General features: G+C 57.7%; 24 protein-coding genes. 15 read left to right on the top strand and 9 right to left on the bottom strand.

Annotation, left to right across the window (positions count from 1 at the left end; translation table 11 throughout):
- The first annotated feature begins 68 nt into the window (after nt 1–68).
- Both recR and def read left to right on the top strand, forming a co-directional pair.
- Nucleotides 69–665: a recombination mediator RecR gene (gene recR, locus ACILQA_RS00625; protein ID WP_395627937.1), complete on the top strand. Its 597-nt coding sequence runs from the start codon at nt 69–71 to the stop codon at nt 663–665.
- 31 nt (nt 666–696) lie between these two features.
- Nucleotides 697–1254, top strand: coding sequence for a peptide deformylase (def, locus tag ACILQA_RS00620; protein ID WP_395627939.1), 558 nt, complete (start codon nt 697–699; stop codon nt 1252–1254).
- A gap of 40 nt (nt 1255–1294) precedes the next feature.
- Here the strand turns inward: def and ACILQA_RS00615 are convergent, their stop codons facing one another.
- Nucleotides 1295–2464, bottom strand: coding sequence for a penicillin-binding protein activator (locus tag ACILQA_RS00615; protein WP_395627936.1), 1170 nt, complete (start codon nt 2462–2464; stop codon nt 1295–1297).
- 33 nt (nt 2465–2497) lie between these two features.
- On the opposite strand from ACILQA_RS00615, the gene rsmI reads away from it, so the two are divergent.
- From rsmI to ACILQA_RS00595, 4 genes are read left to right on the top strand one after another with little or no spacing between them, the layout of a single operon-like run.
- Nucleotides 2498–3328: a 16S rRNA (cytidine(1402)-2'-O)-methyltransferase gene (rsmI, locus tag ACILQA_RS00610; RefSeq protein ID WP_395627935.1), complete on the top strand. Its 831-nt coding sequence runs from the start codon at nt 2498–2500 to the stop codon at nt 3326–3328.
- On the top strand, nt 3325–3675 hold the full coding sequence (locus tag ACILQA_RS00605) for a YraN family protein (RefSeq protein ID WP_183941646.1): 351 nt from the start codon (nt 3325–3327) through the stop codon (nt 3673–3675). The genes rsmI and ACILQA_RS00605 overlap by 4 nt, the downstream gene beginning before the upstream one ends.
- Nucleotides 3676–3685: 10 nt before the next feature.
- A complete protein-coding gene (gene gshB / locus ACILQA_RS00600) occupies nt 3686–4648 on the top strand; it encodes a glutathione synthase (protein WP_395627934.1) in 963 nt (320 codons plus the stop codon).
- Nucleotides 4648–5298 (top strand): DedA family protein, encoded by a 651-nt coding sequence (locus tag ACILQA_RS00595; protein WP_395627933.1) that lies wholly within the window; start codon nt 4648–4650, stop codon nt 5296–5298. The genes gshB and ACILQA_RS00595 overlap by 1 nt, the downstream gene beginning before the upstream one ends.
- Here the strand turns inward: ACILQA_RS00595 and ACILQA_RS00590 are convergent.
- The 4 genes from ACILQA_RS00590 to rph all read right to left on the bottom strand — a co-directional run bounded on the left by ACILQA_RS00590 (nt 5255) and on the right by rph (nt 8727).
- A complete protein-coding gene (locus ACILQA_RS00590) occupies nt 5255–6139 on the bottom strand; it encodes a tyrosine recombinase XerC (RefSeq protein WP_395627932.1) in 885 nt (294 codons plus the stop codon). The genes ACILQA_RS00595 and ACILQA_RS00590 overlap by 44 nt on opposite strands.
- Before the next feature lie 15 nt (nt 6140–6154).
- Complete coding sequence (gene hemW / locus ACILQA_RS00585; protein ID WP_395627931.1) at nt 6155–7315, bottom strand: radical SAM family heme chaperone HemW; 1161 nt, start codon at nt 7313–7315, stop codon at nt 6155–6157.
- Nucleotides 7312–7938, bottom strand: a complete 627-nt coding sequence (gene rdgB, locus ACILQA_RS00580; RefSeq protein WP_395627930.1) for an RdgB/HAM1 family non-canonical purine NTP pyrophosphatase — start codon at nt 7936–7938, stop codon at nt 7312–7314. The genes hemW and rdgB overlap by 4 nt, the downstream gene beginning before the upstream one ends.
- Before the next feature lie 75 nt (nt 7939–8013).
- Entirely contained in the window at nt 8014–8727 is a 714-nt protein-coding gene (gene rph / locus ACILQA_RS00575; RefSeq protein ID WP_324479447.1) for a ribonuclease PH, read from the bottom strand.
- Nucleotides 8728–8808: 81 nt separating this feature from the next.
- On the opposite strand from rph, the gene hrcA reads away from it, so the two are divergent.
- The 3 genes from hrcA to ACILQA_RS00560 all read left to right on the top strand — a co-directional run bounded on the left by hrcA (nt 8809) and on the right by ACILQA_RS00560 (nt 11981).
- Complete coding sequence (gene hrcA, locus ACILQA_RS00570) at nt 8809–9852, top strand: heat-inducible transcriptional repressor HrcA (RefSeq protein ID WP_395627929.1); 1044 nt, start codon at nt 8809–8811, stop codon at nt 9850–9852.
- A gap of 88 nt (nt 9853–9940) precedes the next feature.
- Nucleotides 9941–10513: a nucleotide exchange factor GrpE gene (gene grpE / locus ACILQA_RS00565; protein WP_395627928.1), complete on the top strand. Its 573-nt coding sequence runs from the start codon at nt 9941–9943 to the stop codon at nt 10511–10513.
- 70 nt (nt 10514–10583) lie between these two features.
- Nucleotides 10584–11981, top strand: a complete 1398-nt coding sequence (locus tag ACILQA_RS00560) for an MATE family efflux transporter (protein ID WP_395627927.1) — start codon at nt 10584–10586, stop codon at nt 11979–11981.
- A 63-nt stretch (nt 11982–12044) separates the two neighbouring features.
- On the opposite strand, the gene ACILQA_RS00555 is transcribed toward ACILQA_RS00560, so the two are convergent.
- Complete coding sequence (locus ACILQA_RS00555; protein ID WP_395627926.1) at nt 12045–12518, bottom strand: copper chaperone PCu(A)C; 474 nt, start codon at nt 12516–12518, stop codon at nt 12045–12047.
- 211 nt (nt 12519–12729) lie between these two features.
- On the opposite strand from ACILQA_RS00555, the gene dnaK reads away from it, so the two are divergent.
- Nucleotides 12730–14634: a molecular chaperone DnaK gene (gene dnaK, locus ACILQA_RS00550; protein ID WP_395627925.1), complete on the top strand. Its 1905-nt coding sequence runs from the start codon at nt 12730–12732 to the stop codon at nt 14632–14634.
- A gap of 67 nt (nt 14635–14701) precedes the next feature.
- On the top strand, nt 14702–15826 hold the full coding sequence (dnaJ, locus tag ACILQA_RS00545; RefSeq protein ID WP_395627924.1) for a molecular chaperone DnaJ: 1125 nt from the start codon (nt 14702–14704) through the stop codon (nt 15824–15826).
- A 23-nt stretch (nt 15827–15849) separates the two neighbouring features.
- Here the strand turns inward: dnaJ and ACILQA_RS00540 are convergent, their stop codons facing one another.
- Entirely contained in the window at nt 15850–18189 is a 2340-nt protein-coding gene (locus tag ACILQA_RS00540) for a patatin-like protein (RefSeq protein WP_395627923.1), read from the bottom strand.
- A 93-nt stretch (nt 18190–18282) separates the two neighbouring features.
- Between ACILQA_RS00540 and radA the strand changes: the two genes are divergently transcribed.
- From radA to ACILQA_RS00520, 4 genes are all read left to right on the top strand, one after another.
- Nucleotides 18283–19647: a DNA repair protein RadA gene (gene radA / locus ACILQA_RS00535; RefSeq protein ID WP_395627922.1), complete on the top strand. Its 1365-nt coding sequence runs from the start codon at nt 18283–18285 to the stop codon at nt 19645–19647.
- 117 nt (nt 19648–19764) lie between these two features.
- The gene (locus ACILQA_RS00530; RefSeq protein ID WP_395627921.1) at nt 19765–20289 is read left to right on the top strand and encodes a CvpA family protein; all 525 of its coding nucleotides are present in this window, start codon (nt 19765–19767) and stop codon (nt 20287–20289) included.
- Nucleotides 20286–20720 (top strand): iron-sulfur cluster assembly scaffold protein, encoded by a 435-nt coding sequence (locus ACILQA_RS00525; RefSeq protein WP_395627920.1) that lies wholly within the window; start codon nt 20286–20288, stop codon nt 20718–20720. The genes ACILQA_RS00530 and ACILQA_RS00525 overlap by 4 nt, the downstream gene beginning before the upstream one ends.
- A complete protein-coding gene (locus ACILQA_RS00520) occupies nt 20720–22507 on the top strand; it encodes a monovalent cation:proton antiporter-2 (CPA2) family protein (RefSeq protein WP_395627919.1) in 1788 nt (595 codons plus the stop codon). Before ACILQA_RS00525 ends, ACILQA_RS00520 begins: the two co-directional genes overlap by 1 nt.
- Here ACILQA_RS00520 and aroB read toward each other — a convergent pair.
- The gene (gene aroB / locus ACILQA_RS00515; protein WP_395627918.1) at nt 22498–23604 is read right to left on the bottom strand and encodes a 3-dehydroquinate synthase; all 1107 of its coding nucleotides are present in this window, start codon (nt 23602–23604) and stop codon (nt 22498–22500) included. The genes ACILQA_RS00520 and aroB overlap by 10 nt on opposite strands.
- Entirely contained in the window at nt 23601–24080 is a 480-nt protein-coding gene (locus ACILQA_RS00510) for a shikimate kinase (RefSeq protein ID WP_395627938.1), read from the bottom strand. Before ACILQA_RS00510 ends, aroB begins: the two co-directional genes overlap by 4 nt.
- Nucleotides 24081–24128 lie beyond the last annotated feature (48 nt).

Below are 24128 nucleotides of genomic sequence, written 5' to 3'. Positions count from 1 at the left end.
GGTGTTCCCATGAAGGCAAGACGCATCGTCACTTTTCCTTTGTTCGAAAGCCCCCTAAGACCCGCAGCATGGCATCGCAAGAAATAGACGCATTGGCACAGGCATTGTCGAAATTGCCCGGACTTGGCCCCCGCTCGGCACGGCGGGTTGTGCTGCACCTCATGAAAAAGCGTGAAAGCGTTTTGATGCCACTTTTGCGTGCGTTGGAGCAGGTCGAACAACGGCTGGTCGTCTGCAGCACGTGCGGAAATATCGATACCGGTAACCCCTGCGGCATTTGCGTCGATCCGCGCCGCGACATCCGTTCCATCTGTGTTGTTGAGGACGTATCCGATCTGTGGGCGCTGGATCGCTCGCGGTTGTTTCCGGGAAAATATCATGTGCTGGGTGGCCGGTTATCCGCACTGGATGGCGTCCGGCCGGAGGATTTGAACATCGAGGGCTTGGTTGTCCGCGTTGCCGCGGGCGGTGTCGATGAAGTCGTCTTGGCCATGAATGCCACGCTGGAGGGGCAGACGACCGCGCATTATCTCGCGGAACGGCTTGAACAATTTCCGATACGCTTGACCCAATTGGCGCATGGCGTGCCCGTTGGTGGTGAGCTGGATTATCTGGACGATGGCACTTTGGCGCAAGCATTGCGCGCCAGACGTCCAGTCGGTTGATTTATCGTACGACCGTCCCTATTTGCGACCCATGGCCATATTACCTATTCTTGAAGTGCCCGATCCGCGGCTGAAAACCATTTCGACGCCTGTCGAGACATTTGATGCGGATTTGAAAACGCTCGTCGATGACATGACCGAAACGATGTATGCCGCGCCCGGTATTGGGCTGGCCGCTATTCAGGTCGGGGTGCCCAAGCGCCTGTTGGTTATCGATTTGCAGGAAGAGGAAGGCGAGGGTGATGAACCCGTTCGTAATCCGCGCGTGTTTGTGAATCCGGAAATATTGGACCCGTCGAACGAACACAGCCTGTATAATGAAGGTTGCCTGTCCGTCCCTGACCAATATGCAGAGGTCGAACGCCCCGCGCAAATCCGTGCACGTTGGCAGGGCCTTGATGGCAAGTTTCATGAAGAGACAATGACCGGCCTAATGGCGACCTGTCTTCAGCACGAGATGGACCATCTCGAGGGCATCTTGTTCATTGATCACCTGTCGCGGCTAAAGCGTCAGATGGTGCTCAAGAAAATCGAGAAAGCCCGCAAAATGGGCGGCGGCCATGTCCATAATGAGCATTGCCGCCACTAAATTGCGTTCGCCGGACAAGTTCCCGGCTTGATCCGCCGCGTTACTTTGCGAATTGAGTCGGTGCTGGGCTGATTGTCACGAACTTGCCCGACTGAATTTCCTGCACCTCAAGCATACGCTCGGTGAGGCCATTGGGCATGAAGCGGAATGCGCCATCAACGCCGATGAAGCCTTGCGGATCGGTAAGTTGCACAACGGGGAATTTCGTCCCCGGACGCCAGTCACGCGCCACCCGCGCGATCAAAAGCACTGAATCATAGCCAAGGCTGGAAAGCCGCAGTGGCGCCTTGCCGAACCGTGCCCGATATTTGGCAGCATATTGGGTATAGAGCGTGTCGGAGACGCTCGCAAACCAACCGCCATACATGGCCGGGTTGCCCGCCAAAGACCCATCGATATTCCACAAATCGGTGCCGAGAATTTTTGCATTGCGCATCCCGTTCCGCCGAAGTGCGGGCACCAATACGACGCCTGCACGGCCACTGTCGGCAATCAGGACAGCATCAATTTGCCCTAGCTGCGCCAACCGGCGCGCCGCTGCATCGGCAGACGCTGTTGTTCCATTAGATTCTTCGATGGCAACAAGCGTTCCGCCCGCGCTGCGCACTGCAGACGTCAGATTCGATTGCGCACGCTGGCCATATACATTTGTCGAAACAACGCCTGCAAAGCGGTTATAGCCTTGCGAACGGGCGTAGCGGACAACGCGATCAATGGATTGATTGGGCAAATGTCCAAGCAAGAATACATTTTGCCCGGCAACACCGACATCGTTGGAAAAGCTGATGATGGGCACAGCTGCGGTGCGCGCGACTGCGGCGGCCTCAACAACATCGTCGCCACGCAACGGGCCCAATATGACCTTGTTTCCATCGGCAATCGCGCGCTTTGCCGCTGCTGCAACGCCGGTGCCGGTGTCGTAGGTGATCATGCGGATGTTGGTCGCTTTGGTGTCGGCCAGTGCAAGCGCGGTCGCGTTGGCGATGGATTGGCCAACGTCGCCGTCTGGACCAGTCACTGGCAACAGCAACGCCACGCGGTGCATGCCGTCCAACGGGTCCTCGGACACCACAGGGGCTGGCCCTTTGCTCCCACGCGGGGCGGTGGCGCAGGCCGCGAGCAAAACGACCGAAGCCAAAACCAGCAGCTTTTTGATCTGTCCTGCTAAAGCTTGCGGCGTTGCGCCGCTTGCTGCATTGGATGCGCTCATGAATTTTCCCTTGGGTAGAAGCATATAAATCAGATGATGTTCGAATCGGGCTTATATGTCGTTGCGACACCAATCGGCAACCTTGCAGATATGTCACAACGGGCGATTGATCTGCTGGAAGCCGCAGAAATTGTGGCTGTAGAAGACAGCCGGGTAACCGGTAAATTGTTGCATCATCTTGGCCTGAAGAAAAAGATGCGGCGATATAACGACCATAGTGGCGAGGCAGAGCGCGAGTCACTGGTCGCCGCTGCGCGCGGCGCGGTTGTTGCGCTGGTATCGGATGCAGGCACGCCGCTGATTTCAGACCCCGGTTACAAACTCGTGCGCAGCGCACGCGAGGCAGGCGTGCCGGTGTTCACAATCCCCGGTGCAAGCGCGGTTACGGCGGCGCTATCGATTTGCGGCTTGCCGACAGACCGCTTTTTGTTCGCCGGTTTCCTTCCCAATAAAGCCAAGGCACGTGTCGAAACGTTGACGGAGCTGGGTCAGGTAAAGGCCACGTTGGTTTTTTACGAGGCCGGGCCGCGTCTTGCCGCGTCGCTTTCCGCCATCGCGGAGACCTATGGCGACCGTGAAGTCGCCGTCGCGCGGGAACTGACCAAGAAATTTGAAGAGGTTGTAACGGGCACCGCATCTGAACTTGCCGCGCGTTATGCTGCGCAGGAACCAAAGGGTGAAATCGTCCTGATCATCGGTCCGCCGGCGGATGACGTTGCCTATGACACCGGCGATGTGGACGCGGCATTGCGCGAAGCACTGGATACGATGTCCGCCGCTAAGGCCGCTGGCGTCATTGCCAAGCGTTTCGGGCTGGAGCGCAGCGACGTCTATACGCGCGCTACGCAACTGAAGTCGAAGTGAACCGGTTGGCCGCAGAAAAATTGGGGCGGCGCGGCGAAAATATTGCTGCCTGGTTTTTGCGGTTAAAAGGGTGGCGGGTCGTTGCCATGCGGGTGAAAACGCCGCGCGGCGAAGTCGACTTGATCGCACGGCGCGGCAAAACCATTGCTTTCGTTGAGGTAAAAGCGCGCGCAAATGTGCGTGATCTCGCCACCGCGATTGACGCTTACAGATTACGCCGCGTTGCAGCTGCGGCCGAAATTCTGCTCCCGAAATATGGAAAAGAATGCGAAAATATGCAGATAGACGTGATTATGGTTGCGCCATGGCGTTGGCCGAACCATCTGCCAAACGTCTGGCACGGATAAGGACAAGCAAATGGCAATACAAATGGCGGTCCAGATGGACCCGATGGACGGCATCAATATTCATGGCGACTCCAGCTTTGCGCTGATGCTGGCTGGCCAATCGCGCGGCTATGATATTTGGCATTATGATGTGATGTCATTGACGCTCGACGCCAACGACCGGCTCACCGCGCTCGCACATCCCGTGCATGACCTCCAACGCGTGGAGGGCGCACATTATCGGTTCGGCGCGCCACAGCGCATCGATCTGGGCTCTGACATCGACGTCGTGCTGATGCGGCAGGACCCGCCATTTCATGTGGGCTATATCACCGCGACCCATTTGCTCGAACGCATCGAGCATGAGACGTTGGTGGTCAACAACCCTGCCAGTGTGCGCAATGCGCCGGAAAAAGTCATGGTACTCGACTATCGCAAGTTCATGCCACCCACGCTGATTACGCGCTCACTTGATGAAGTGCGCGCGTTTCAAAAGGAACATGGCGCGATTGTCGTAAAGCCGCTGCATGGCAATGGCGGCAAGGCCATTTTCCGGATTGAAGCCGATGGCAGCAATGTCGGCGCGCTGTTTGAGGTGTTCAATTCGACATGGCCCGAACCGCATATGGTGCAGCCATTCCTGCCCGACGTTGCGAAGGGCGACAAGCGGATCGTTCTGATCGACGGCGAAGTCACAGGGGCCATCAACCGCCGTCCGGGTGAAGGCGAATTCCGGTCGAACCTTGCCGTGGGCGGCAGTGCCGAAGCAACGTTGTTGACCCCGGAGGAGCAAGAAATTTGCGCGGCGATGGGGCCGCGTTTGAAGGAACTTGGGCTGATATTCGTCGGCATTGATGTCATTGGCGGAAAATGGCTGACGGAAATCAACGTAACCTCGCCAACGGGTATCGTCGCGATTGACCGGTTCAATGGCACAGATACCGCCGCGAAGATACTTGATGCCATTGAACGCAGGCTTGCCGGCAGGGGTTAATGGAAGACTGGATTATCAGGCTCGTCGAATGGGGGCATTATTGGGGCGTCGCCCTGCTGATGCTGCTGGAGACGGTTTTCCCGCCCGTCCCGTCGGAGGTTATTATGACCGTGGCGGGTGTGTCGGCGGCGCGGGGCAATATGAGCCTTTGGGGCACGATCGCGGCCGGAACCGCAGGCGCGATGCTTGGCAACTGGCTGTGGTATTGGCTGGCCATAAAGTTTGGCGAAGCGCGGATGCATGTGTTTATCGACCGCTATAGCCGTTGGCTCACGCTTGACTGGGCAGAGATTGAACGCGGGCATGGGCTGTTTCGCAAGCATGGGCCAATCATCGTGCTTGTGGCGCGCATGTTGCCGACGCTGCGTTCATTGATTTCGATTCCCGCTGGTCTGTTCGGGATGTCGCTGCGCCGTTTTCTGGTTTTCTCCACGATTGGAACGGCGGGGTGGAGCGCGGCTCTCGCCTGCGCGGGCTATTTCTTGGGCTCACAATTTGACGATATCGAAAAGTGGCTTGGGCCTTTGTCGACCGTCATCATCATCGGCATATTGGGGTCTTATGTGTGGCGTCTGGCGCGCTGGAAGCCCAGCCCTAAGCCCGTGCCTAAGCCCGTGGATGCGCGTTCTGATATTCATCCAGAAGCATAGCCGTATCGACGGCGGTATAAATTTGCGTTGATGATAGGCTGCTGTGGCCCAGTAGTTCCTGAAGACTGCGCAAATCTGCACCCCCGGCGAGCAAATGCGTTGCAAAGCTGTGGCGCAAGGCATGCGGCGTGGTGCGTTCCGATAGGCCAAGCCGCATGCGCGCACCTTGCACCGCGCGGCGCACAAGTGCGGGCGCCAATGGCCCACCGCGCGCGCCACGAAACAACGGCTGGTCTGCAGCCATCGGATAAGGGCACAGCGCAATATATTCCTGAATAGCGGTGCGGACTTGATCGAGCAGCGGCACAATGCGCGTCTTGTTTCGCTTGCCGGTGACGCGCAGTGTCGTGCCAAGCGGCAAGATATCGCCGAGCAGCCCCGTCGCTTCGCTAACCCGCAGTCCGCTGCCGTACAGCAGAAGAAGCAAGGCCCAGTCACGTGCGCCAACCCAGCCATCGTTCGCGCTTTCTGCGACGTCATCCGCGAGTGCGAGAACATCGTCGGGGTTTACGGGGCGCGGCAGGCTGCGTTGCACGCGCGGGCCCTTCATTGGCGGCAGGGTTGCGTTTTCGCCCAGTGCAAAGCGCAAAAAATGACGGGCGGCGGACAATTCACGCGCGGTGGACCGGTTGGTCAGTCCATCGCCACGCCGGTCCGCCAAAAAGGCGCGCATGTCAGCGGCGGAAATTTTCATCAGCGTTGCGCGGTCGACTGCCGCCCCCCAGTGCAATTGCAGAAAACCGGTAAGCCGGTCTGCCGTGGCGTGATAGGCGCGGACACTATGCGGCGACATCCGGCGATTGTCGGTCAGGAACGTCAGATATTCGGCGAGCAGTGACATTATGCCGACATGCTATCAGGCGGCCGCATCCGCCTCAACCGCTACTATTTGCGGAAGGATCGCATCCAGCAACGGCATGCCTTGCGGCGTTACGGTAACGCGGTCGTCGGTGCGGGTGATGAGACCAAGGCGCGCGATTTTGTCGACAGCCGTGAAATCCAGCATCTTGTCTGGCGCAATACCCGTGCGCGATGACAGGCGGTCAAGGCTGATGCCTTCGCTCAACCGCAGTCCCATGAGCAAGCTTTCGGTTGCACGGCTTGCGGGGTCGAGATGATCTTCGGCGCTGATGCCATGCGCGTTGCGGTCGACTGCATACAAAAAATTCTCTGGTTTTTTATGACGTTGTGTCGCATAGTTCAGACGTCGTCCATGTGCGCCGGGGCCAATGCCGATGTAATCATCATAGCGCCAGTAACTCAAATTATGCCGGCTTTCATGACCCACGCGCGCATGGTTGCTAATCTCATAGGCTGCCATGCCCGCCGCGCGCGTCATGTCCTGCGTCATGTCATAGAGCGTCGCCGCATCGTCATCGTCGGCGGGGGTGAAGTGCCCCGTGCGCACGAGCGTTTCGAAACGTGTGCCTGCCTCAATCGTCAACTGATATAGCGACATATGATCGGTGCCGAAGGACAATGCGCGCCGAAGCTCCGCGTCCCATTGTTTGGCTGTTTGTTCGGGCCGCGCATAAATCAGGTCAATATTGACGCGGCCGAAATGCTGCTGCGCAACCGTGAGCGCATCAAGGCTCTCCGCAACCGAATGCGCACGCCCCAAAAAGGCCAAGGCGGCGTCATCGAGCGATTGCAGGCCAAGCGACACGCGGTTGACGCCAGCTTTGGCCAAATCGGCAAAGCGCGATGCCTCAACCGAGGACGGGTTTGCCTCAAGTGTAATCTCGATATTGTCCGCAAAGCCCCAATGTTGCGCAGCGGCGTCAATCAACGCGGCGACTGTTGAAGGCGGCATGAGCGATGGCGTGCCACCGCCGAAGAAAATGGAACTGAGCTTGCGGTCAGGTGTCAACGCTGCTTCGTAGGCCATATCCGCGAGTAAGGCTTTGCACCACGCGTCTTGGTCTACGCTTTCGCGCACATGGCTGTTGAAATCACAATAAGGGCATTTGGAAACGCAAAAGGGCCAGTGGATATAAAGGGCGAGCGGCGTGCTCAAAAAACGGCCTCAACCAATTTGCGGAACGCATCTGCCCGATGGCTCATGGCATGTTTCTCCGCCGGGTCCAGTTCCGCAAAAGTTTCCGTGCGGTCGGTTGGCACGAACACCGGATCATAGCCAAAGCCCAATGTGCCGCGCGGAGGCCATGTCAGGCTGCCCTGTACGCGGCCTTCGAATATTTCTTCATGACCATCGGGCCATGCAAGCGCGAGGGTGCAGATAAAATATGCGCTTCGGTCGGTATCTGGACCAAGCTCGGCCAATTTGCCTTCGACTTTACCCATGGCCATATACCAGTCACGTCCTGGGCCCCCTTCGAACCGCTGCTTTTCCGCCCAGTCCGCTGTGTACACTCCGGGCGCGCCGCCAAGCGTCGCCACGCACAGGCCGCTGTCATCTGCCAAGGCAGGCAGGCCTGATCCTTGCGCAGAGGCATGTGCTTTCAGCAGCGCATTTTCGGCAAAGGTCGTCCCTGTCTCTTCGGGCTCAGGCAAGCCAAGCTCACCCGCCGAAACCGGTTCGATACCGAAGGGCGCCAGTAAGGCGCGGATTTCACGCACCTTGCCCGCATTGTGGCTGGCAATGACAAGCTTGCCGGGCTGCAATTTGCGATGGGTCATATATTCTTGCCTTGAACCATATTGTCATCCCCGCTTTCGCGGGAATGACATGGACTTTTAACTCGCCAAAAGCGGTTACTTTACAGCTTCAGCTTGCACCGCGAATATCCGGTCGGTGCCCATGCGTGCGAGACGGAGCAAGCGCAGCAGGCTTTCCTCATCATAGGTCGCACCTTCGGCGGTCGCTTGTACTTCGGCGATTTGTCCGCCTTCGATCAGGACAAAGTTCGCATCGGCGTCAGCGCTCGAATCTTCGATATAGTCGAGGTCAAGGACGGGCGTGCCGTTGACGATGCCGCAGCTGATGGCAGCGACGCGGCCGCTGATCGGATCTTCCTTAATCGCACCCGAAGCAAGCAGGCCATCGACCGCAAGCCGTAAGGCGACCCATGCGCCGGAAATAGCCGCAGTGCGTGTTCCGCCGTCGGCTTGCAACACATCACAATCGATCGTGATCTGATGCTCGCCCAGCTTTTTCATATCTACGACAGCGCGTAAAGAACGGCCAATAAGGCGTTGAATTTCTTGTGTTCTACCGGACTGCTTACCCTTCGCCGCTTCACGCTGGCTGCGGGTGTGCGTGGCGCGTGGAAGCATCGAATATTCCGCCGTCACCCAACCTTCACCCTTGCCACGCAACCATGGTGGAAGGCGATCTTCGACGCTTGCGGTGACAAGCACGCGGGTGTCGCCAAAGCAGATGAGGCAGCTGCCCTCTGCATGCTTGGTGAAATGGGTTTCAATCGAAATGGCGCGCATTTCGTCTGGCGCACGGCCTGATGGTCGCATGATAGACTCCTGATAATGGGTTGAAGGATGCAATAGCTTGCCCCGCTTGCTTTGCAAGCGCGCTGCGCTAAACCGGCAACCGTGAGCCAAATTCCAATCAATGAACTGAACGATCGCACGCGCGTCATCTTCCGGATGGTGGTCGAAAGCTATTTGGACAATGGCGCGCCCGTGGGGTCGCGAACGCTTTCCAAATTTGCGGGCCTGAATTTGTCGCCCGCCTCCATTCGCAATGTGATGCAGGATTTGGAAGAAGCAGGATTTCTTGCCTCGCCGCACACCAGCGCCGGCCGTGTGCCCACCGAAAGCGGGCTTCGTCTTTTTGTCGACGGCATGATGCAGTCGGCTGAACCATCCATGGAAGAACGCCGTGCGATTGAATCGCAAATCATGGGCGATGGACCAATTGAGGAAGCGTTGGCGGCGGCAACGTCGGTGTTGTCGGGGCTATCGGCCTGTGCCGGAATCGTGCTTGTCCCCAAACGCGATGCGGTGTTGAAGGCATTCAACTTTGCGCGCCTGTCGCCGACCCAAGTTTTGGCCATCATGGTAGGTTCGGACAACAGCGTCGAAAACCGGTTGGTGGCGATTGACCCGGCTGTTTCCGATTCGGCGTTGGTTGAGGCGTCCAACTATATCTCCGCCCGATTGTCGGGTTTGACCTTGTCAGAGGCGCTGGAGCATCTTGATCGCGAAATTCGGGCGGAGCAGGCGGAGCTTGATGCGGCAAGCCAGAAGCTCGTGCGCGATGGTCTGGCGATCTGGTCGCTCGATGCCAATGACCGGCCAGTGCTTATTGTGCGCGGTCAATCGAACCTGATTGATGACGCCGCAGCCGCCGACCTTGACCGGGTGCGCCAGTTGCTCGACGAATTGGAAAGCAAGGAAGAAATTGCGCGGTTGGTCGACAGTGCACGCGATGCGCAATCGACGCGAATCTTCATTGGTTCAGAGAATAATCTGTTCTCGCTGTCTGGCTCCTCGGTCATCGCTGCGCCTTATCGCGAAGCCGGTGGTAAGGTGGTCGGTGTCGTGGGCGTCATTGGCCCGACACGGCTCAATTATGCCCGCATCGTCCCGATGGTCGATTTCACGGCACAGGCGCTCAGCCGGCTAATAAAGTGACGCACGGCTTGATGAAACCGAATTGGTTTCTATATGCGCAAAGCAACAGGCGGCGTCGGTGCCGCAACAATCATGGGTTAATTAGGTTATGACGGACAAGAAAACAGAATCTGCAGATGCAGCAGAAAAGGAATTGGAAGGCGTGCCCGAGCATATGAAGGATGACGCCTCAGAAGCGACCGACTCGGTCGACGCCAAAATTGCCGCGCTCGAAGACGCGCTCGCCACGGCACAGCAAGAAGTCCTGTATGCGCAGGCCGAAACCCAAAATGTGCGCCGCCGCATGGAAAAGGAAGCGCAAGATGCGCGCGCGTATGCCGCAACTGGCTTTGCCCGCGACGTCCTGTCCGTGTCCGACAATTTGGCCCGTGCATTGGAAGCTATCCCCGCCGAAATGCGCGAGAGTGAATCAATGAAGCCGCTCGTCATTGGCCTTGAAGCCACTGGCCGCGAACTCGACAGCGTCTTTGCCAAAAACGGCATCACCCGCATCGCCGCAATGGGCATGCCACTTGACCCGAACCAGCATCAGGCGATGGTTGAAATCCCAAGCGCAGATGCTGAACCGGGCACCATCGTGGCCGAGATGCAGGCGGGTTATATGATCAAGGATCGCTTGCTGCGCCCTGCATTGGTTGGGGTGGCTAAAGCGGCGGAGTGACGCCTGTCCTATCATGACCATCACACCGGGGGTGGTCTAACCTAACGCGCTCCGCTATCCAGCGCGTCCTATGACCACAGCGGCATTCCCTTTGGACCGTCAGTCCCCTTGGCGCGATGAATTTCGCGCGACATTGTCGCTTGCCTGGCCGTTGATCTTAACCAACTTGTCGATGTCGTTGATTGGCGCAACCGATGTGGTGATGGTGGGGTGGCTGGGGCCAACCGAGTTGGCAGCGGCATCGCTGGGGTTCAACCTGTGTATGACGGCGGCCATTTTCTGCATGGGTCTCGTTACCGCGACAGCGCCGATGATGGCGAGCGAGCGCGGCGCAAAGGCCCATTCGGTGCGCGATATCCGCCGCACATTCCGGCAAGGATTGTGGGTCGCGGTTGCGATCATGATTCCGATCTGGTTGGTCCTGTGGCAGGCGGAGACGGTGTTGCTGACGCTTGGCCAGCAAGCCGAGCTTGCGTCTAAAGCCCAAAGCTATGTGCGGGCCTATATGTGGTCGATCCTGCCATTTTTGTGGTTGATTATCGCACGTAATTTCCTGTCGGCATTAGAGCAGCCAATGTGGTCGCTCGTGATGGGAATCATGGGCGTTTTTGCGAACGCGGCATTCAACTATGTCCTGATTTTTGGGAAGCTTGGCCTGCCGCCTTTGGGACTGGTCGGCGCGGGCATCGGCAGTATTCTTGCCAATATGTTCATGTTTTTGGGTATGGTTGCGGTGATCACCTATCATCCCAAATTCCGGCGATATCATCTTTTTGGACGTTGGTGGCGCAGCGATTGGCCGCGTTTTCGCGCGCTTTGGAAACTGGGCCTGCCGATTGGCGTGACGATGGGTTTGGAAGGTGGCGTGTTTGGCGTTGCCGTCATGCTCATGGGGTTAATCGACACTGCCTCGGTCGCAGCGCATGCCATTGCGCTTCAGGTTGCAAGCGTGACGTTCATGGTGCCGATGGGGCTTGCGCAGGCCGCGACAGTGCGTGTGGGCATTGGTTATGGCAGGCGCGATCCTTCGCTGATCCGGCGTGCGGGTTGGACCAGCTTCGTCATGGGAACCGGGTTCATGGCGTCTATGGCCGTGTTGATGTGGCTGTCGCCCGAATTACTGATTGCGCTATTCATTGATCGCGACGCCGCGGTCAATGCAGAGGTTGTGCGGCTCGCCGTCAGCTTCCTTGCCATCGCCGCTTTGTTCCAGATTGTTGATGGCGCGCAAGTCGTCGGCGCGGGCATGCTACGGGGATTACATGACACCAGCGTGCCCATGTTGTTCGCGGCCTTTGGCTATTGGGTGGTCGGCATTGGCGTTGGTGCGTGGTTGGCATTTTCGCAAGGGTGGAACGGCGTTGGCATCTGGGTCGGCTTGGCGAGCGGGCTGGGCATTGTTGCCATACTCATGCTCGTCCGCTGGTCGCTGCGCGCGCGGCTCGGACTGCTGCCTTCAGAAGCGTAACATGCCGTCATATTGCGGGCGCGCCTGTAACCTTGGCACCTAAACATTGGAAAAGGGTATGCCCTAGCCGTCGATTGCCTTTTTCTCGTCCGGGTCAGTGCCGTCGACTTCCTGCACGCGGGCTTTCACCAATATGCGGGCATTGTTGGAGAACAGAAATTCCGCTTCGATCACGCCAAGCCGGCGGGGGATAAGGTTGACGCCCCACATCATCACATGCTTGCCGCCCTTTTTGAAAGCGACGGTTTCGTCTGCGGGAATGCGGACGCGTTGCAGGGGCACCATCGACACGGCCCCCGTTTTCGGATCCACCGTCACATCGTGCATTTCAACGCGGATGGCGGACGGCGAACTGACGCGCAGCAAATAGACATCTTCGGGGCCGCCATAGACGTTGAAATGAAATGCCGACGGATTGCTGTCGACCGGCGATAGCGTGAGCACCGCCTCTTTAACCTTTAGCTGTGGTGTCGGGCCGCATGAGCCCAGCAATAGTGCACTTGCTGCGGCTGCAACTGTGAATATCCGTCGGTTCATATAATCCTCGTTTCGGCATTGGCTTTGCTGTTCAAAGCCGGGACTGTGACTACTTTTTCCCTATCTAGGGTTGCCGAAGTCTTGTGCCAAGAGATTTGGCACCTATATCGCCGCTACAAGGTTGCATTACGGGAAAACACCGGTGCCTGATAGGGCCGGACCGTAAGTGGCCAGTAAGCGTTCAATTTTAAAATTTCGGGGTAAAGTTTTTATGGCTAAAGTTATTGGTATCGACTTGGGCACGACAAACAGCTGCGTTGCGGTAATGGACGGCGGCAAGCCCAAGGTCATCGAAAATGCGGAAGGCGCACGTACGACGCCATCAATCGTGGCCTTTGCTAAGGACGGTGAGCGCCTGATTGGTCAACCGGCAAAGCGTCAGGCCGTCACCAATCCGGAAAGCACGATTTTCGCAGTGAAGCGCCTTATCGGCCGCCGCTTCGATGATCCAATTACCAAGAAGGACACAGAGCTTGTTCCTTACAATATCGTCAAGGGCAAGAATGGCGACGCTTGGGTAAAGGCTGGCGGCGAAGATTATTCGCCATCGCAGATTTCGGCGTTCATTCTTCAGAAAATGAAGGAAACGGCAGAGGCGTATCTTGGCGAAACCGTCACGCAAGCCGTTATCACGGTTCCTGCGTACTTCAACGACGCACAGCGTCAGGCGACGAAGGATGCGGGCCAGATTGCGGGTCTTGAAGTTCTGCGTATCATCAACGAGCCAACCGCCGCTGCGCTTGCGTACGGCATGGACAAGGATGAGAACAAAACCATCGCGGTCTATGACCTTGGCGGCGGTACGTTCGATATCTCGATCCTCGAAGTCGGCGACGGCGTTTTCGAAGTGAAATCGACCAATGGCGACACGTTCTTGGGCGGTGAAGACTTTGACAGCAAGATTGTGGAATTTTTGGCAGCAGACTTCCAAAAAGCCGAAGGCATTGACCTGACCAAGGACAAGCTCGCGCTTCAGCGTTTGAAGGAAGCGGCTGAAAAGGCGAAGATTGAACTGTCATCGACACAAACGACTGAAGTCAACTTGCCGTTCATCACCGCTGACCAAAATGGTCCAAAGCACCTCGTGAAGACAATCACCCGTGCCGACCTTGAAAAGCTGGTCGATGACCTCATCAAGCGCACGTTGGAGCCTTGCAAAAAGGCTTTGGCTGACGCTGGTCTGAAGGCTGATGCCATTGACGAAGTTGTCATGGTTGGCGGTATGACCCGCATGCCAAAGGTACGTGACGTTGTTAAGGCGTTCTTCGGCAAGGAACCGCACACGGGCGTAAACCCTGACGAAGTTGTTGCCATGGGCGCAGCCATTCAGGCAGGCGTGTTGCAGGGCGACGTTAAGGACGTGTTGTTGCTTGACGTAACGCCGCTGTCGCTTGGTATCGAAACATTGGGCGGTGTGTTCACCCGCATGATCGACCGGAACACGACGATCCCAACGAAGAAGAGCCAAGTTTACTCGACTGCGGAAGATAACCAGAATGCGGTTACCATCCGCGTGTTCCAGGGCGAGCGTGAAATGGCGGCGGATAATAAGCTGCTCGGCAATTTCGACCTTGTTGGAATTCCACCCGCACCGCGCGGCGTGCCACAGGTTGAAGTGACATTCGACATTGATGCCAACGGCCTCGTCAGCGTAACTGCAAAGGACAAGGGTACGGGCAAGGAACAGCAGATCAAGATCCAAGCCTCGGGCGGTTTGTCCGACGCCGACATTGATCAGATGGTTCGTGATGCCGAAGCCTTCGCTGAAGAAGACAAGAAACGTCGTGAAGCGGCAGAAGCCAAGAACAATGCCGAAAGCCTTGTGCACACGACCGAAAAGCAGTTGTCTGAGCATGGCGACAAGATTGACGCTGCGCTGAAGGGCGAAATCGAAGCGGCTGTTGCGGAAACCAAGACGGCCATCGAAGGTGGTGATGCAGAAGCGATGAAGGAAAAGGCAACGGCCTTGGCGCAAATCGCGATGAAGCTTGGTGAAGCCATCTACAAGGAAGAGCAAGCTGCGGCATCGCCCGGCGCTGCGACCGAAGAAGCCCCTGCCGACGACAATGTTGTCGATGCAGAATTCTCCGAAGTCGAAGACGACAAGAAAGACTGATGTTGAAAATTCCCGACCGTCGCCAGCAAAACACAGCGACGGTCGGGAAGCCGGGGGGTAGTCAGTCATGAATCTTGACATCGATTATTACGAATTGTTGGAAGTCGAGCGGACAGCGGACGAAAAGACGCTGAAGTCCGCCTATCGCCGGATCGCGATGGAATGCCATCCCGACCGCAATCCCGGCTGCGATAAATCCGAAGCCAGATTTAAAGCGGTCAGCCAGGCCTATGATGTCCTGAAAGATCCGCAAAAACGCGCGGCCTATGACCGTCTTGGCAAAGCTGCGTTTGAAAATGGCGGCATGGGCGGCGGCGGCCAAGGTGGCGCAGGCTTTGGTGACTTTTCCGACATATTCGAAAGCTTTTTCGGCGATGCCTTTGGCGGACGTCAGCGTGGCCCCGCACGCGGTGCAGACTTACGCTATGACCTCGAAATTTCCCTCGACGAAGCCTTCCACGGCAAGGATGCGGAGATCACCATCGACGTGGCGACAGCTTGCGGCACCTGTGAAGGGACAGGCGCAACGCCGGGTTCAGGCAAGCGCCGTTGCAACCTGTGTGCGGGTCACGGCAAGGTGCGCGCGCAGCAAGGTTTCTTCGTGGTCGAACGGACTTGCCCGACCTGTCATGGCCGGGGTGAGGTTATCGAAGATCCATGCCGTGTCTGTGCCGGCGAAGGCCGGAAGGACGAACGCAAGACCATATCCGTAAATATTCCGCCGGGCGTGGATGAAGGCACCCGCATTCGGGTTGCGGGCAAGGGCGAAGCTGGGCCTTATGGCGCGGCCGCCGGTGACCTCTACATCTTCATCCATTTGTCGCGGCACAAGGTGTTCGAGCGTGACGGCACGACATTGTTCTGCCGTGTGCCCGTAAGCTTTACCACAGCCGCGCTGGGCGGCGAAATCCGTATTCCGGGTCTGGATGGTGCTGAACATATCATCATCGTTCCAGAAGGCATCCAGTCGGGCAAACAGCTGCGCCAGCGCGGGGCAGGGATGCCTGTCCTGCAAGGACGTGGACGCGGCGATATGGTCATTCAAATCGATGTTGAAACGCCGTCCAAGCTGTCAGCGCGCCAGAAAGAGATCTTGCGCGAGTTCCGCGAAACCGAAACCGGTGAGGAATGCCCGCAGTCGACTGGCTTCTTTGATAAGCTCAAAGGGATTTGGGACGGCATCGCGCCTTGATTGCGATGTGGTGAAATGATCGGTCAGGTTTCGATCTGATCAATCTCGTTCCGCAATGATGCGATCAGGGGCTGGACATATTTCAGCCGATCCTGCTCCTCATCCAATATCGCATGGAAGGCGAGCCTTTTGTAAGCTCGCACCCTGCTTTCGGCGAAGTCATGACCGGCGGGAAGGGACGACACCAAAATGTCGATGAGCCGTTCCGCGCCGTGCAACCGTCCCCACAGATAATCATTCTCGCGATAGGACCGGCTGAAAAACGCGCCGAAATTGTTGAATTCTATGCCCTTCAACGTGGCTGCGGCGCCACCTTGGCGGATGGAGTTGCAGTCTTCGGGTGAAATGCGGTCCACTTTGACGGGGTCAAATTCGTCGAACCCTTCGTCCTGCAATAATGGCAAGGTCGCGATGTCGTACAGCGCATAACCCAGATAACCGAGAAGCATGGCCCGCCGCGCCTCCACCGGCAGGGCGAGGAGCGCGGCGCACAATATCGCATCCACACGCAGGTCGGTTTGGACGAGGTCGCGCTGTGCCGCCAAATGGTCCATGAGTCCGGCCGGGTTGGTGACGCCCGCCTTTGCCGCCATGGCGAAATCGACGCCGAGGAATTCCGCCGTTTCCAGATCCAGATACATCGCCAGACAGCGATAAATAGCATCACGGATCTGCGTGATGTCGCTTTCGGGTACATCGATGACATTTTCGACCTCTTCCGTCAGATGCCGCGCAAGGAAGCGGAGGCGGCGAATTCTGAACCGTAAATCATGCGTGCCAAAAAAGGCGATGGACTGTTTGGTCGCTTGCTTGCCGCTGTCATGTGGCATGCTGTCCAACCCCCGTGTCCTGATTTCGGTCCACAAAGCCGCTCTCAAGTCGCGGAAAAACCCGTTATTGGCATCGGGCAGGCTGCGCCGCGCGGTCGCCACAATATCGTCGACGACGCCCGCAAGCTTGAGATGGCCATAGGCCCGATAGCTGAAGCCAGCGGCCAGTATCGCCTTTTCCTGGGCAGATTGGCGCCATTTCTGCATACGGACGGCGGTCGGCTGGCTCAGGAACCAGGTCTTACCCAGCAACGCCTCGACGGTGGTTTCGACTTCGTCCCGTAGGCTGTCGATCACCTGTCGCATCCGTTCGATCCGTTCCGACCGGCCCGTGATTTTTTCCAAGCTATCGCGGATCGGTTGCTCCCGCGGGATGTTCGATGTCGCGCCAAATATTGTTGCGAAAAAGCCGGGCGGTTTGCGCGGGGTGTCGGCGCTGCCATCGGCATTCCGCCGACCGAAGCGGAAACTTGGCCGGCCGGGCTTTGGGTCAATATAGACAAAGCGGCGGTCGACTTCGCGGCGCGCGGGTCGGTTGCGCAGAGCAGCTATCGCCTGATTAAACGGCGCGTTGGCGAGGACGGAACCGTCAATTAGCATGGTGTCTTCCGCTGCATTGGCGGCAAATTGCTGCGGCAATATACGTTTCAGAAATGCGCTCCGCCCCAGCCATGGCACATTCTCACGCGCCAGCAATCGGTCAAGTTCCCGCACCGAAAAGGGCGGGAAGGCTCCGGGGAAGCTCGCGGTTGCGCGTGCCGCAAAGATGAGTTCGGCCATATCGGCAAGGCCCGTCCGCCCGCGTGTCGAAAAGTCGACGGTGATCCGATGCTCCGACTCCGTTACCTCGGGCGGGCTGTTGAGGCGCAAGACTTGATCATGCCCGTTAAAATCGGTGACCGTCACAAACAGGTCGAGCGGTTGGTTGATAGGCAAAAGCGGCGATCCGGCTTTGCTCGCCGCCATGGCCTTCAACGCATCCAACAACAGCTTGGAAAAGACATTGCCACCAAAGGGTGGCGCGAACCAGCGGGCACGAACGAAGCGCGATAGCTTGGTTGCCACCTCGTCCTGTGCTTCCTTCGCGACCGTCTGTTCAACCGCGCCACCGCGCCGCCGCAATATCATCCACGCAATCGGTGTTGCCCAAAATTTGGAGAAGCGCGACAGCGGGCGGGCATCGGGGTCCAGCAGGACGTCCACATCCGCCATTTCAAGCCACATGTCGGTCAGCGGCTCCAGCGACTGCCCTGTGACAATGGCTTGGGACAGAAATATCCCGTTAATGCCGCCTGCGCTTGAACCGGCGATAATATCGGTCAGCACGCGCAGCTTCGTCCCGCTGACCTGCGACATTTCGGCGAGTAAGTCGTGATAGACGGACTTGCTGCCCCGGGCGGCAGGCGCTGCATCATGGAATGCGCGGCTGGCGCGGACCATATGCCAAATCTCGCGCGTGACCCCATGCATGTAGATGGCAAGGCTTACCCCGCCATAACAAATGAGCGCCAGCCGAAGTTCTTTTTCACGCATGCCGATGGTGTGACACCGCCAAAGGGCGTGCGCAAGCACCGATGCGTGCTTTTTACGACTTGAGTTCTTGATATGTTCTGATAGTTTCCGCTTATGGCAAAGGCAAAGCGCAAATATGTATGTCAGGCATGCGGTTCGGAAGCGAACCGTTGGCAGGGGCAATGTGACGACTGCAGCGAATGGAATACGCTGGCGGAAGAAGCGAGCGCGACGGTCTTTGAGCTGAAGCATCATTTGCATTCGGGCGGACGTTCGGTGGAACTGTCGGGGCTGAACACCGACATCAAGCTACCCGATCGCGCCTCGACCGGCATCGCTGAGTTCGACCGTGCGTTGGGTGGCGGCCTTGTGCCGGGTTCAGCGACTTTGCTGGGCGGTGATCCGGGCATTGGTAAGTCTACGTTGCTGTTGCAGGCGGCGGCCAATCTGGCGCGGCGTGGGCTGAGCGTTGCGTATATTTCGGGCGAAGAGGCTGTCGACCAAGTGCGTTTGCGCGCACGGCGGCTTGGGCTCGGCGATGCGCCGGTGCAATTGGCGGCGGCAACCTCGGTCCGCGACATATTGACTACCATGGGGAAGGGCGCGCCGCCCGCCTTGCTGGTGATTGACTCGATCCAGACGATGCACAGCGATTTGATTGAAGGCGCCCCGGGCACCGTCAGCCAAGTGCGGGCGTCGGCGCAAGAGCTGATCCGTTTTGCCAAAGAGCGTGGCTCTGCATTGATGCTCGTCGGCCATGTCACCAAAGACGGAACGATTGCCGGACCACGCGTGCTTGAACATATGGTCGATACGGTGCTGGCGTTTGAAGGTGAGCGAAGCCATCAATATCGTATATTGCGCGCATCGAAGAACCGCTTTGGCGGTACCGATGAGATTGGCGTTTTCGCCATGGCGGAAGAGGGCCTGACCGAGGTTGGCAACCCAAGCGCGTTGTTCCTGACTGACCGCGCCGAACAAGTGACTGGCGCAACGGTGTTTCCGGCGTTGGAAGGGACGCGGCCAGTGCTCGTTGAAATTCAGGCGCTTACCGTGCGTCTATCCAGCGGTGCTACGCCCCGGCGCGCGGTGGTCGGATGGGACAGCGGACGGCTCGCGATGATATTGGCGGTGTTGGAGGCACGCTGTGGCCTTAGCTTTTCGACTGCTGAAGTATATCTGAACATCGCGGGTGGCTATCGCATTTCGGACCCGGCGGCGGACCTTGCGGTCGCGGCGGCGTTGGTATCTGCCCTTGCCGAGCGGCCCTTGCCGTCGGATGCTGTCCTGTTTGGGGAAGTCGCTTTGTCTGGCGAGATTCGCCCCGTCGCGCATGGCGCATTGCGTTTGAAGGAATCGGCCAAGCTTGGCTTTAGCCGGGCACTTGTTCCGCCGTCGGTGAAGGGACAGTCGGGAATTTCCACGCAAGAGTTCCGCACGCTGGCCAATCTCGTTGACCATATGCTGGGACGTCACTAAATCCGTTCTTAGGCCATGTCATATGCGACAGAAATCAAGCGCTTTGGCGGCTTGAATGGCGATATTAGCGCACTGCGGACGAGGTGCGACGGATTATAGATTGGGCAGCAGCTTCACATGACCGCATTTGATATCATTGTATTTTTCCTAATCGGCAGCGGCGCCGTTTTCGGCTTATTGCGCGGTTTTGTGCAAGAGACGCTGTCGATGATTGCATGGATATTGGTTATCGCTGCCGTGCGCGTGTTGCACGCCCCTGCCACGTCTGCACTGGCGGAAACCATTGGGTCGGAAACTAGCGCGGCCATTGCGGCATTTCTTGCGATTGTTATCGTCATCTATGCACTCGGTAGATGGATCGCAAAATCGCTTGGCGCGCGATCGCGCAAATCGCTTTTGGGGCCATTTGACCGTGTTTTGGGCTTTGGCTTTGGAATGTTGAAGGGGCTGATGATGGCGACCCTCATATTCCTGTTGCTCGTCATGGGTTACGGCATGTTCTTTGGCGCGGATGAGGCGCGGCCGGAATGGATGACACAATCACGCACCTATCCGCTGCTGAACGCCAGTGGGACAGCCATGTCTGATTTCGTTCGGGAGAACCGCGGGGCCGACGACGAAGCCGCGGGAACAAACGAGTGAGCGATTCCGCTCTCTACAATCGCGATATACTCCGCCTCGCGACCGCGTTGGTCGCAAATGACCGTCTTGACAACCCCGACGGGTCGGCAGAGGTCCGATCCCCTGTCTGCGGAAGCCGGATGCAGGCAGATGTCATGACCGACGCAAGCGGGCATATATGCGGGCTGGCCTTGCGCGCAAATGCCTGCGCCTTGGGTCAGGCCTCCGCCGCCATTTTACGGCAGAACGCCGATGGGTTGAGCCTATCGATGCTTAATGACCTGCGCGATGGCATTGCCCAAGCATTAAAGCGCGAGGGAGCGATGCCCGATATTTGGCCTGAACTCGATCTGCTTTCGGCGGCGAGTGATTATCCGTCACGGCATGCGGCCATCTTGCTGCCTTATGATGCGGTTCTGGCTGCGGCGCAGAACATCAAAGAGAAAAGCTGATGGAGGACGCGCCGCATAATCTTGTTGCGGACGTGATGCTCGGCGGGGTTGTGCTGCTGGGTGCAGCGTTGATTGCCGTGCTTATTTTCCGCCGCCTCGGCCTTGGCGCGGTGCTCGGATATCTGGTTGCCGGTATCGCCATCGGTCCGGACGGACTTGGCCTGATTGGCGCGCCAGAGACGATATTGGCCTATTCGGAAATCGGCATCATATTGCTGCTTTTCCTCGTCGGGTTGGAACTATCGCCCAGCCGATTGTGGCTGTTGCGCAGGGATATTTTGTTATTTGGTCCGCTGCAGGTGACCCTGTGCGGCCTTGGCATGTTTGCGATTATTCGCTTCGCCATGCCGACCTTCAGCTGGGAAGCGGCGTTGGTGCTTGGGCTGCCGCTTGCTTTATCATCCACCGCGCAGGTGCTGCCTTTGCTGCAATCGCGTGGCCGCATGAAAACCGACTATGGCGAAAAAAGCTTCTCCATCCTGTTGTTTCAGGACATTTCGATTGTCCCATTGCTGACGATTGTAGCGGCATTGTCGCGTGCGCCGGCAGATGAAGGCGCCATCACGGGCTGGCGGCTGGTTCTATATGCTATCCTCGCCATATTGGGCTTGGTGCTCGCCGGGCGCTATTTGCTGTCGCCATTGTTGCGGCTTGTCGGCAAGATTTCCGAACGCGAACTCTTCATCGTCACAGGGCTGTTCACCGTTTGCGTGAGCGCGGCTGTCATGCAGTCGATTGGCGTATCGCCTGCGTTGGGGGCGTTTGTTGCAGGCGTCATGCTCGCAGAATCGCCGTACCGGCATGAGCTTGAGGCAGATATTGATCCGTTTCGATCAATCCTGCTGGGTCTGTTTTTCCTTGCGGTCGGCATGTTGCTGGATGTCGACGTCATTATCGCCCAGCCGCTGTTCGTTGCGGGGCTTGCGCTGGCGTTGGTCGCCGTCAAAATTGCCATCATCTTTGCGCTTGGCCGGTTCTTTGGATTGAAGAGCAAACCGTCCATCATCATGGCCATGCTGTTGAGCCAGGGCGGCGAATTCGCATTTGTTTTGTTCACGGCGGCGCAGCAAGCGTTGTTGATTGAGCCGGAGGCTGCGAGCCTGTTTGGCGCGGTTGTCACGCTGTCGATGGCCTCGACGCCCTTCCTGATGATTATTGCTGGCAAGCTTGCGGCACATAAGCCCAAAGGTGCAGCCCAGCTTGATGACCCCGCGTTGGCCGCGCAAGCCAATGTCATCATCGTTGGCCATGGCCGGTTCGGGCAACAAGTGTCGCAGATTATGCGTGCCGCGTGCCGGTCGGTCACGCTCATCGATATTAACCCACGGACAATCGACACAAGCGGCGAATTTGGTGTCAAAGTCTTCTACGGCGATGGGACGCGCGTTGATTTGTTGCAGCGGGCAGGTGGCGAGGACGCGCAGGCTATATTCTTCTGCATCGACGACCGGCACATGACCGCAGAGTCATTGATGCCCGTTCGTGAGACATTCCCACGTACCAAGCTGTTTGTGCGCGCTTATGACCGGCAGCAGGCGCTGGCTTTGATGGAAGATGATGGCATCAGTATCATCCGCGAACTATTTGAATCGTCGATCCGCATGTCGGTCGATGGGCTTAAATTCTTCGGAACCGACCGCGAAGCCATTCATGAAATCATCGCCGAATTCCGCCGGCGCGACCGAAGCCGGCTAAAAGCGCAATTTACCAGTGGTGATTTGCACGCCGGTAAACAGCATAGCTTTGGCGGTGATGATTCGGATGATTTCCTGATCGCTCAGGATTGAGCTTCGTCGTCGAGAAACGCCGCGACGTCATCCAGTACAACGTCCTTCGACAGGAAGGTTTGCCCTATGCCTCGCGCGAGCAAGAAGGGCAAAGTGCCGCCGCTCATCTTTTTGTCATGCCGCATATAATCCACCAGCAACGCGCCATTCGCGGTAACGCCAGCATCTGAAAGCGTGGTGGGTAAGCCCGCGGCTTTCAACAGCTGCGACACGCGCCCGGCATCCTCTGCGGCGCATAGGCCAAGCCGGACGGAATAGCGAAACGCCAACGCCATGCCTGCTGCGACGGCTTCGCCATGGAACAGTCTATCGGAAAAGCCTGTGTCGGCTTCCAACGCATGGCCAAAGGTATGGCCCAGGTTCAACAACGCCCGCGTGCCCGTGCGTTCGGTCTCGTCAGCGGCGACGATGCGCGCTTTGGATTGCACCGATGTTATGATGGCCTGCGCGCGAATGGCGGGGTCACCGGCAAAGAAACTGTCCAGATTGTCTTCGCAATATAGGAAGAAATCGGGATCATCGATCAGACCATATTTGACCACTTCGGCAAAACCCGCCGCCAATTGGCGTGGTGGAAGGGTCGACAACAATTCAGGGTCGATAAGCACCAATGCAGGTTGATGAAATGCACCGACGAGGTTTTTGCCTGCCGCGCTGTTGATTGCGGTCTTGCCGCCGACGCTGCTGTCCACTTGCGCCAACAAGGTCGTCGGGATTTGCACGAACGAACAGCCGCGCTTCACGATATGCGTTGCAAAACCCGTGATGTCGCCGACAACGCCGCCGCCCAGCGCGATGACATGATCGCTACGTTCCACATGCTGTGCGAGCATCCAGTCAGTCAGCTTTTCCAGCTCGCCCCAGCTTTTGCCAGCCTCACCCGCGGGCAAAACATATACTGCGGTTTTCACGCCAGCGGCGGAGAGCGCGCCTTCAAGCGCTGGCCAGACAGCGCGGGCAACATTTTCGTCTGTGACCACCAACAACCGGTTATCGCGCGCATAGGGCAGCAGATATTCCGGCGCCTGTGCCATTAAGCCCGCAAGGACATGAATGTCATAAGGTGCGTTTGTCAGGTCGACGGAAATGACGGTCATTGGGCAAGGGCCTTCACGATATTTTCAACGGTCCGCATATGCGGCGATGTATCGCTGCGAATATGGATATTGGCCGTCGCATATAGCGGGTTTCGAATCTTGCCAAGTTCCGTCAGGACTTCAACAGGGTCCTTATCCTTTAGCAAAGGCCGGTGGCTGCGCCGACCAACGCGATCGGCCAGTACCTTTACGTCTGCGTCCAGCCAAATCGATATCGCGCGCTCCAATATCAATGCGCGGGTGTCCGCATTGACGAACGCGCCGCCGCCTGTAGCGATGATCTTTGGCGCACCCTCGACAAGCCGCGCAATAACCCGTCGCTCGCCATCGCGAAAATAGCCTTCGCCGAACTTTTCGAATATTTCGGAAATGGAAAGTCCCGCGGCACGTTCAATTTCATCGTCAGCATCAGCAAAAGGCACATTTAACCGCGCAGCGAGGCGCTTTCCAATGCTGCTTTTGCCCACACCCATCATCCCGACAAGAACGACCGGCCGGTCTATTACCGGGTCAGTTACTGTTCG

Origin of the sequence: Sphingorhabdus sp. (assembly GCF_044239005.1) — a bacterium.
Taxonomy (GTDB): Bacteria; Pseudomonadota; Alphaproteobacteria; order Sphingomonadales; family Sphingomonadaceae; genus Sphingorhabdus_B.
This window is presented reverse-complemented; position numbering and strand designations above follow the sequence as displayed.